Raw genomic sequence first — 9,167 nt, 5'->3', positions numbered from 1 at the left:
AAGCTGCCTTCGGGTTACCGCATCGAATTCGGCGGTCTGTATCCGCAGCTGTTGCAGATGGCGCAGGCGATCGGGCTCGCCGCGCTGGGGGCGCTGGTGCTGTCGCTGGCCATCATGGCACTGCAGTTCGGCGGATTGCGCCTGCCGGTGATCCTGCTGTTGCAGGCGCCACTGGCCGTGACGGGCGGGGCGCTGGCACTGGCGGTGAGCGGTGTGGGATTGAATGCGACCGGTCTGGTCGGGTTTCTGACTCTGATCGGCATCAGCCTCAACCACGGCATCGTGCTGTTCACGTATGCCCGCACCAACGAACGCGAAGGGATGATGCCCGAAGAGGCCGTCAGGCGTGCGGTGCGTACGCGGTTTCGGCCCATCGTGCTGACCACCCTGACGGCCGCAGCCGGGATGCTGCCCACCGCGCTTGGCTGGGGGGTGGGCGCGGCGCCGGAGCAGGGGCTGGCGGTCGTGGTGCTGGGCGGCGTGCTGTGGAGCGCCGTGTTGAGCACCAATCTGCTGCCGGCGGTTTACGTCCGCTGGGGGCGGACATAGGCGGTTTTTCCATGGTCTAGACTCCTGAGCGGCGGCAGGAGTGGGGGAAATCCACCGCTGATCGCATGGTGTTTTGTTGACCCAGGTCAAGTACCCGCGCCGGTGAACGCTGCAGGCTTGCCGGACGGTTGGTTGATATCCCGCATCAGTAGGTCAAATAACACATAGTGAGGGCTGACTATGGAGACATATAATTACCGCGTCGTACGGCAGTTCGCCGTCATGACAGTGGTCTGGGGAATCGTAGGGATGGCGGTAGGGGTGTTCATCGCCGCCCAGCTTCGCTGGCCACAACTCAATTTCGATATTCCCTGGTTGACCTATTCCCGCCTGCGGCCGCTGCACACCAACGCGGTCATTTTCGCTTTCGGCGGATCGGCGCTGTTCGCAACGTCCTACTACGTGGTGCAGCGCACCTGCCATACCCGGTTGTTTTCCGACAAGCTGGCCGCCTTCACCTTCTGGGGCTGGCAGGCGGTGATCGTTCTGGCGGCCATCACGCTCCCGCTCGGCATTACCACCGCGAAGGAATACGCCGAGCTGGAATGGCCGATCGACATCCTGATCACCATCGTCTGGGTGTCCTACGCCTTGGTGTTCTTCGGCACCATCATGAAGCGCAAGGTCAAGCACATCTACGTCGCCAACTGGTTTTACGGCGCGTTCATCATCACCATCGCCGTACTGCACGTGGTCAACAGTGCGGAATGGCCGGTCAGTTTCTGGAAGTCGTATTCAGTGTATCCCGGCGCGATCGATGCCATGGTGCAATGGTGGTACGGGCACAACGCGGTGGGCTTTTTCCTGACCGCGGGCTTCCTCGGGATGATGTACTACTTCGTGCCCAAGCAGGCCGGGCGGCCGGTGTATTCCTACCGTTTGTCGGTGGTGCATTTCTGGGCGCTGATCGCCATCTACATGTGGGCCGGTCCGCACCACCTGATGTATACGGCACTGCCGGACTGGGCGCAGTCGCTCGGTATGGTGTTCTCGCTGATCCTGCTGGCACCTTCCTGGGGCGGCATGATCAACGGCATCATGACCCTCTCGGGTGCCTGGCATAAGCTGCGCACCGATCCCATCCTGCGCATCCTGATCGTCTCGCTGTCGTTCTACGGCATGTCGACCTTCGAAGGGCCGATGATGTCGATCAAGACCGTCAATGCCCTGTCCCACTACACCGACTGGACCATCGGCCACGTGCATTCCGGTGCTCTGGGCTGGGTGGCGATGGTGACCATCGGCTCGATGTACGTGCTGATCCCCGCGCTGTTCGGGCGTGAGCGCATGTACTCCATCAAGCTCGTCGAGGTGCACTTCTGGACCGCCACCATCGGCGTGGTGCTCTACATCGTCGCGATGTGGATCGCCGGCATTATGGAAGGACTGATGTGGCGCGCGGTGAACCCCGACGGCACGCTGACCTACAGCTTCGTCGAGGTGCTCGAGCGAATATATCCGTTCTATACCGTGCGCATGATCGGCGGCCTGCTGTTCCTCAGCGGCATGCTGATCATGGCTTACAACGTCTGGAAGACGATCGCCGGCGCCAAGCCTGTCGAGGCGACCGTGCCGCAGCCCGCGTAAGGTGAGGGGAGCACATCATGAAGCATGACATTGTTGAAAAAAACGTGGGGTTGATGGCGGTGATCATCTTCATCGTCATCAGTTTCGGTGGGCTGGCGGAGATCGTGCCCCTGTTCTTCCTCAAGACGACCACGGAGCCGGTGGAAGGTGTAAAGCCCTACTCGGCACTGCGGCTGGAAGGGCGAGATATCTACATCCGCGAGGGTTGCTACAACTGCCATTCGCAGATGATCCGTCCGTTCCGCGCCGAGACGGAGCGTTACGGCCATTATTCGGTGGCGGGTGAGTTCGTCTACGACCATCCCTTCCAGTGGGGTTCCAAGCGTACCGGACCGGATCTCGCGCGTGTCGGCGGGCGTTACAGCGACGAATGGATGCGGATTCATCTGATCAATCCGCGCGCCGTCGTGCCCGAGTCGAACATGCCGGGCTTTCCATGGCTGGCCAAGAACAAGATCGACGCCAAGGAGGCCGCCGAGGTGGCGCACAAGATGGAGGTGATGAACAAGCTCATCGCGTTGACCTGCAGCGCTTGCCAGCTCTACACCAAGGAGCAGATCGCTGCCGCACCCAAGGCCGTCGAGGGCAAGACCGAAATGGATGCGCTGGTCGCCTATCTGCAGGGGTTGGGTACCGACATCAAGCGAGGGGAGTGAGCGCCATGTCACCGACCGCCTGGGGTTTTTACACCCTGTTACTGATCATCATCTTCATCGGTATCTGGCTGTGGGCCTGGAGCAAGAACCGTAAGCAATCGTTCGACGAAGCGGCCCAACTGCCGCTGGATGAAGAAGACATTGCGCCTGCCCAACACAGGGAGGAATGCTCATGAACACGTTTGTCAGTTGGTACATCATCGTTATCGTGGTCGGCATGCTGCTGGCTACCTGGTGGTTGATCCGCTGGACCAGCAAACCGCACCAGACGGATGCGGCGGAAGGCGACGTCACCGGCCATAGCTGGGACGGCCTGCAGGAGTACAACAACCCGTTGCCGCGCTGGTGGCTGTGGCTGTTCTACATCACGCTCATCTTCGGCGTGATCTATCTCGCGCTTTTCCCCGGTCTGGGCAAGTTCAAGGGCTTGCTCGGCTGGAGCGAGATAAGCCAGTACAAGCACGAGATGTCGACGGCGAACGCCAGATACGCGCCGATCTTCGCCGCCTACGCCAAGCAGCCGATCCCGGTGCTGGCCAAGGATGCCTCAGCGATGGCCGCGGGACAGCGGCTGTTCCTGAACTACTGTTCGCAGTGTCATGGTTCGGATGCAGGCGGTGCGATCGGTTTCCCGAATCTGCGGGACAACGATTGGCTGCACGGGGGTAAACCGGAGCAGATTCAACAGACCATTCTCAACGGTCGCCACGGCGTGATGCCGGCCTGGGGGCCTGTGTTGGGCAAACAGGGCGTGGACGAGGTCGCGGCATACGTAACGACGCTCAGCGGACGCGAGGCAGATCCGAAACTGGTTTCCGCCGGCAAGAGCAAGTTCGCCATGTACTGCGTCGCCTGCCACGGGGCGGACGGAAAGGGTAACCAGACCATCGGTGCACCCAATCTGACGGATCGCACCTGGTTGTACGGCGGTTCGCTCGCCGCAATCAAAAAGACGATCACGGACGGACGGCAGGGACAGATGCCCGCCTGGAAGGATTTCCTGGGTGAGGACAAGGTCCATCTGCTGGCGGCCTACGTTTATTCACTCTCTCGAGAGTGATGGGGCCCGGGCGGCGGGGTGGGGACGCCGTCGCCCGGGATTTTTGAGGGAGTAAGCCCATGACGAACAGCAGCAGCACCGAGCAGGGCATTCCGACCATCCAGCGGGTGATCTCGGTTTTCTGGCCATCGTTTCTCACCGCGGGTATCGCGACCATTCTGTTCTTCACCGCCTTCGACCCGGATGCGCTGGCCGCGGCGGCGGGTTATCCGCCGATCTCGCGTCTGGCGGGTTATTCGATCGGTTTTTTTGCGTTCTGGTTGCTGACCGCCACCAGTTGCGCGTTGACATGCTATTTCCGCAAACCGGTGGATCAGATTGACTGCCCCTATATCGAAGAGTGCCCCTTCGTCGAACACGACGAAACGACCAAACCGAATGGATAAGAAAGTGCAGGACGACAAACCACTGGATCAGACGCAGGCGGAGATCTACGCCAAGCGCGAGAAGGTCTACGCGCGCGAGGTGCACGGACTGTTCGCCAACCTGCGCATGCTGGCGATGATCGGATTGCTTGGCGCGTACTACGGTACGGCATGGATCAGCTGGAACGGCCAGCAGATCCTGCTGTTCGACCTGCCGGCACGCAAGTTTTACATTTTCGGCCTGGTGTTTTGGCCGCAGGACTTCTTCTATCTGGCGATGCTGTTGGTGATCGCCGCATTGTCGCTGTTTTTCTTTACTGCGCTGGCCGGACGGCTGTGGTGCGGTTACGCCTGTCCGCAAACGGTGTGGACCGAGATATTCATGTGGTTCGAGCGCAAGATCGAGGGTGACCGCAACGTCCAGATGAAGCTCGACAAGCAGCCCATGAACGCGCGCAAGCTGCGCATCAAGCTGACCAAGCACGCGGTGTGGATCGTGTTCTCGCTCTGGACCGGCTTTACCTTCGTGGGTTATTTCACGCCGATCCGCGAACTCTGGCAGCACGTTATCCATTTCAGTACCGGTCCCTGGGAGACCTTCTGGATTCTGTTCTACGGGTTTGCCACCTACGGCAATGCGGGTTGGATGCGCGAGCAGGTGTGCATTTATATGTGCCCGTATGCACGTTTCCAGAGCGCGATGTTCGACCGCAATACCCTGATCATTTCCTACGACGCCGAGCGCGGTGAGCCGCGCGGCGCCCGCCGCCGGGAAACGGATCATGTCGCGAAGGGGCTGGGCGATTGCATCAACTGCACCCTGTGCAAACAGGTGTGTCCCACCGGCATCGATATCCGCGACGGGTTACAGTACCAGTGCATCGGCTGCGCCGCCTGCGTGGACGTATGCGATCAGGTGATGGACAAGATGGGTTACCCGCGGGGATTGGTCCGCTACACCACCGAAAACGCTATGGAAGGTGCATCGGCGCATTTGCTGCGGCCGCGGGTATTGATCTACGCGTCCCTGCTGCTGGTGCTGGTCGGCGGCCTGATCTACGGCGTGGCGACGCGGACGCCGCTGGAAATGGACATCATCCGGGATCGCAACGCGCTGTATCGCGAAACACCGGACGGTCTGACGGAAAACGTCTACACCATCCGGCTCATCAACATGGACGAAAAGCCGCACCGGTTCGTGCTCGGCGTGGCGGGCTTGCCGGGGATCCATTTCGGCAAGGCGCGCACGGAATACAACGTGCAGGCCGGCGCCGTGCTGAGCGTACCGGTCAGCGTGCGGGTGGACCCGGGTGAATTGAAACAAATGGATAACCGGATCGAATTCAGCGTGAAGGCCGAGGACGAACCGAAGCTCAGTCTGACCGAGCAATCCCGCTTCCTGGGGCCGGTGATCCGTTAGGAGAGTGAATATGCACCGTGAACGTGAAGACCTGTTGCCCTGGTACCGCCAGTTCTGGCCCTGGTTCGTGATTGCCCTGCCGTTGAGTGCGGTAATCGGCGGTCTGGCCACGGTATGGATTGCCGTCGACCACCGGGTTTCCCTGGTGGCCGATGATTATTACAAGGAAGGCCTGGCCATCAACCGCGTGCTCGATCGTGAGCGGCTGGCCCGGCAGCTGGGGCTCGAGGCCGATATCACGGTGAGAAACGGTGAGCTTTACATCCGTATGACCGGCAATCTCGGTATTCCTCCGCAGCAGTTGACCGCGCACCTGCGTCATCCGACCCGCGGCGACTGGGACGAAACCGTCATCCTGCAGCGCACGCCCGACGGCGACTACCGCGGCAGCCTGCCCGAGCTGCATCATGCCAACTGGTACCTGCGCATCACCGATCCCGACCACCACTGGTTACTGGCCGGACGCGCCCGGCTGCCATCCCGGGGTTCTCTGATGCTGCACGTGCAGGGCTGATTCGCGCTGAATTATCCAGCCTACCCGTGGTCCGAAATTAAGTAGGCCTCGATCCGCCCTTGCAAGGCGGCGGATCCTTTCCTACTTTTTCAGGGATCACTGAGCTTTGGTGAGGGTCGCCAAAGACTGCGGCCTCCGCCACGGTACGGAGGTAATGGATGAAAACTGACGCAATATCTATCGAACGCGGCGCTGCGGACGAGGATAAGTTCTATCGCGTGGTAGCCGATCTGCTGGAAAGCGCCGATATCCGGGTCGGTGGCGACCGCCCCTGGGATATTCGCTTCCACTCTTCCGACGTGCCGCGGCGCGTCCTGGCCCAGGGCAGTCTCGGCCTGGGCGAGGCCTACATGGATGGTGAGTGGGAGGTCAACGAACTCGACGAGTTCTTCACCCGGGTGTTGCGGGCCGGCCTCGATCAGCAGATTCACCCCTGGCGGTTGGCATGGTTCTCCCTGCGCGCACGGCTGTTCAATCTGCAGAGCATTCGCCGTGCCGGCCAGGTCGGCGAGGCCCATTACGATCTCGGCAATGATTTCTACCAGGCCATGCTGGACAAACGCATGACCTATACCTGCGGCTACTGGCGGCATGCGGACACCCTGGATCAGGCGCAGGAAGACAAGCTCGATCTGGTATGCCGCAAGCTCGATCTGCGTCCCGGCGTGCGCGTGCTGGACATCGGCTGCGGCTGGGGGAGTTTCGCCCGCTTCGCCGCCGAACGCTACGGAGCGGAGGTCGTCGGGCTGACCATCTCGCGCGAGCAGGCCGAGCTGGGCCGTGAGCGGTGCAAGGACCTGCCGGTCGAGCTCAGACTGCAGGACTATCGGGAGGTCAACGAGCGTTTCGATCACATCGTCAGCCTCGGCATGTTCGAGCATGTGGGGCGCAAGAACTACCGTACCTATCTGGAAGTGGCCAACCGCTGCCTCAAGGACGGCGGGCTGTTCCTGCTGCATACCATTGGTAAGAACCAGTCCAATACCGTGGCCGACCCCTGGATGGACAAATACATCTTCCCCAACGGCGAGTTGCCGTCCCTGCGACAGATCACCGCGGCGGCGGAAGGACTGTTCATGGTCGAGGATCTGCACAATTTCGGTGCCGATTACGACAAGACGCTGATGTCGTGGTATCGCAATTTCGAACAGGCCTGGTCACGGTTTCGTGAGCATTACGGTCAGCGGTTTTATCGCATGTGGAAGTACTATCTGATGTCCTGTGCCGGCGCCTTCCGAGCGCGGGATATTCAGCTGTGGCAGTTGGTGCTGGCCAAACAGGGACATGGCATCCTGGGCGGTTACCAGCGGCCGGAATGACCAAACGGTAAGGCCCCGGCAAGCGGCGCGAAAGGTTCTGTTCCTTAAGCTGTATACCAACCTGTGAGGTATTCGCAGGTTGCGTATCGCAGTTGATAGAGGAGCAAGCCATGAAAGCGAAACCGACTCTTCCGGCCGTTCTGGCCGGGTTTGTACTGGCGACGGGTTCCGTCGCGGCATATGCAGGTGACCTGCAGGGTCTCGATAAAGCAAAACTTGGCCTCGAGCAGGCCGCGCACGTCGCGCGGCAGACCGTGCCGGGCAAAGTCCTGAAGGCTGAACTCGAACGGGAACGAGGAGGCAGCGGGCTGCGCTGGTCCTTCGACATCCGCGACGCCCACAACCTGCGTGAGGTCGGGGTGGATGCCGTGACCGGCAAGGTGCTGGAGAACACCCTCGACCGGGACAGCCATGAGGGCGACCGCGCTGATAGCGAAGAGGATTGATAAGCTTTCTGCAGTTAGGCATCGGCGCCCCGGGCGCCGATGCCGTTTGAGGGTCAGCCGTCGGCAGCCAGCGGTAATCGGAGCGTGACCTTCAAACCCGGCGCTGTGTCCTCCAGGGTGAGATGCCCGCCGTGCACATGGGCGGCGGCCCTGACCAGGGCGAGTCCCAGTCCGTTGCCGGTGGAGGAACGCGCCGAATCCAGCCGCACGAAACGCTCCAGTACCCGTTCGCGATCCATTGCCGGGATGCCCGGTCCGTTGTCTTCCACCGTCAGCACGCCTTCAGCACTCTGACGGATCAGGCTCAGGCGAATGTGTCCACCCGACGGGGTGTACTTGATGGCGTTGTCCAGCAGGTTGCCGAGCGCCTGGGCCAGCAGATCCCGGTTGCCCTGCATCACCAGTCCCGCTTCGAGCGTGCTGGATAATTCCAACTGAGCGTCTTCGGCGGGGGCTTCGTAGAGTTCGGCCAGATCGGTGCACAAGGCAGTGAGGTCAACGATGTCAAAATGCTGGCGTTTGACGCCCGCCTCCGCCTGGGCGATCGAGAGCAGGGTATTGAAGGTGTTGAGCACCTCGTCGAGGTCGGTAATGGTCTGCGCGATGACCTCCTGATATTCCGCTTGCGGCCGGGATTCCAGCAACGTGATTTCCAGCCGGTTGCGCAGCCGGTTCAGAGGGCTGCGCAGGTCGTGGGCCACATTGTCGGTCACTTCGCGCATGCCGCGCACCAGTTCGTCGATGCGTCCCAGCATCGCGTTCAGGCGTTCGCTGAGTTCGTCGAACTCGTCCCCGCGCCGGCCCACCGGCATGCGCCGCGACAACCGTCCGGCCATGATCTCACCGGCGGTATTGCTCACCCCGTCGATGCGCTGCAGCACGCTGCGCCCCATCCAGATGCCGCCCAGCAGTGCCAGCAGGGTGATCAGGCCGACGGCCCAGGCCAGCAGCCAGCCGGTGTGCTCCGCCAGGCTTTCCTCTTCGCTCAAGGCCTGTCCGACTAGCAAAAAGCCGCCGTCCGGCAATTGTGCGACCACGGTGCGCACATCGGTATCGTCATCATCCGCGCGTGCCGACGCGGGAATGGAAAGACTGTCGTCATTGAAAACGGCGGCACCGGGGCTGCGGGGGACGGCCATCGGCCAGTTGCTCAGGTTGCCGGCCAGCGCCTGTCTGCCGGCACCGATCAGCAGATAGTAGCGTCCGCGGTCGAGGCCCGACTGGGCGCGCTGGTCGACCAGCGCACGCAGG

Annotated in this window: 11 protein-coding genes; 10 read left to right on the top strand and 1 reads right to left on the bottom strand. The window is 61.6% G+C overall.

What is annotated here, in order from left to right:
• The 10 genes from P8Y64_12075 to P8Y64_12030 all read left to right on the top strand — a co-directional run.
• The coding region (locus tag P8Y64_12075; protein ID MEJ2061201.1) for an efflux RND transporter permease subunit at positions 1 to 549 on the top strand (549 nt) is incomplete at its 5' end.
• A gap of 180 nt (positions 550 to 729) precedes the next feature.
• Positions 730 to 2,136 (top strand): cytochrome-c oxidase, cbb3-type subunit I, encoded by a 1,407-nt coding sequence (ccoN, locus tag P8Y64_12070; protein ID MEJ2061200.1) that lies wholly within the window; start codon positions 730 to 732, stop codon positions 2,134 to 2,136.
• A gap of 17 nt (positions 2,137 to 2,153) precedes the next feature.
• Positions 2,154 to 2,792: a cytochrome-c oxidase, cbb3-type subunit II gene (gene ccoO, locus P8Y64_12065; GenBank protein ID MEJ2061199.1), complete on the top strand. Its 639-nt coding sequence runs from the start codon at positions 2,154 to 2,156 to the stop codon at positions 2,790 to 2,792.
• Between the two features lie 5 nt (positions 2,793 to 2,797).
• Entirely contained in the window at positions 2,798 to 2,968 is a 171-nt protein-coding gene (locus P8Y64_12060; GenBank protein ID MEJ2061198.1) for a CcoQ/FixQ family Cbb3-type cytochrome c oxidase assembly chaperone, read from the top strand.
• Entirely contained in the window at positions 2,965 to 3,852 is an 888-nt protein-coding gene (gene ccoP / locus P8Y64_12055; GenBank protein ID MEJ2061197.1) for a cytochrome-c oxidase, cbb3-type subunit III, read from the top strand. The genes P8Y64_12060 and ccoP overlap by 4 nt, the downstream gene beginning before the upstream one ends.
• Positions 3,853 to 3,911: 59 nt before the next feature.
• A complete protein-coding gene (locus P8Y64_12050; protein ID MEJ2061196.1) occupies positions 3,912 to 4,238 on the top strand; it encodes a hypothetical protein in 327 nt (108 codons plus the stop codon).
• The gene (ccoG, locus tag P8Y64_12045; protein MEJ2061195.1) at positions 4,231 to 5,637 is read left to right on the top strand and encodes a cytochrome c oxidase accessory protein CcoG; all 1,407 of its coding nucleotides are present in this window, start codon (positions 4,231 to 4,233) and stop codon (positions 5,635 to 5,637) included. Before P8Y64_12050 ends, ccoG begins: the two co-directional genes overlap by 8 nt.
• Before the next feature lie 10 nt (positions 5,638 to 5,647).
• Positions 5,648 to 6,151 (top strand): FixH family protein, encoded by a 504-nt coding sequence (locus tag P8Y64_12040; GenBank protein MEJ2061194.1) that lies wholly within the window; start codon positions 5,648 to 5,650, stop codon positions 6,149 to 6,151.
• Positions 6,152 to 6,309: 158 nt separating this feature from the next.
• A complete protein-coding gene (gene cfa, locus P8Y64_12035; protein MEJ2061193.1) occupies positions 6,310 to 7,470 on the top strand; it encodes a cyclopropane fatty acyl phospholipid synthase in 1,161 nt (386 codons plus the stop codon).
• Positions 7,471 to 7,580: 110 nt separating this feature from the next.
• Positions 7,581 to 7,916, top strand: a complete 336-nt coding sequence (locus P8Y64_12030) for a PepSY domain-containing protein (GenBank protein ID MEJ2061192.1) — start codon at positions 7,581 to 7,583, stop codon at positions 7,914 to 7,916.
• A 53-nt stretch (positions 7,917 to 7,969) separates the two neighbouring features.
• On the opposite strand, the gene P8Y64_12025 is transcribed toward P8Y64_12030, so the two are convergent.
• Positions 7,970 to 9,167 (bottom strand): HAMP domain-containing sensor histidine kinase (locus tag P8Y64_12025; protein MEJ2061191.1); only part of this gene is annotated, 1,198 nt, incomplete at its 5' end.

It is taken from the genome of Gammaproteobacteria bacterium (genome assembly GCA_037388465.1).
Taxonomy (GTDB): domain Bacteria; phylum Pseudomonadota; class Gammaproteobacteria; order SpSt-1174; family SpSt-1174; genus JARRKE01.
Note: the sequence above shows the minus strand (reverse complement) of the source record. Positions and strands in the feature narration are given on the sequence as shown.

Excerpts from the sequence above, each read along its gene's own strand:
- P8Y64_12050 (MEJ2061196.1), top strand. The coding sequence starts at position 3,912 with ATGACGAACAGCAGCAGCACCGAGCAGGGCATTCCGACCATCCAGCGG.
- P8Y64_12060 (MEJ2061198.1), top strand. The coding sequence starts at position 2,798 with ATGTCACCGACCGCCTGGGGTTTTTACACCCTGTTACTGATCATCATC.
- ccoG (MEJ2061195.1), top strand. The coding sequence starts at position 4,231 with ATGGATAAGAAAGTGCAGGACGACAAACCACTGGATCAGACGCAGGCG.
- P8Y64_12030 (MEJ2061192.1), top strand. The coding sequence starts at position 7,581 with ATGAAAGCGAAACCGACTCTTCCGGCCGTTCTGGCCGGGTTTGTACTG.
- ccoN (MEJ2061200.1), top strand. The coding sequence starts at position 730 with ATGGAGACATATAATTACCGCGTCGTACGGCAGTTCGCCGTCATGACA.
- ccoO (MEJ2061199.1), top strand. The coding sequence starts at position 2,154 with ATGAAGCATGACATTGTTGAAAAAAACGTGGGGTTGATGGCGGTGATC.
- ccoP (MEJ2061197.1), top strand. The coding sequence starts at position 2,965 with ATGAACACGTTTGTCAGTTGGTACATCATCGTTATCGTGGTCGGCATG.
- cfa (MEJ2061193.1), top strand. The coding sequence starts at position 6,310 with ATGAAAACTGACGCAATATCTATCGAACGCGGCGCTGCGGACGAGGAT.
- P8Y64_12040 (MEJ2061194.1), top strand. The coding sequence starts at position 5,648 with ATGCACCGTGAACGTGAAGACCTGTTGCCCTGGTACCGCCAGTTCTGG.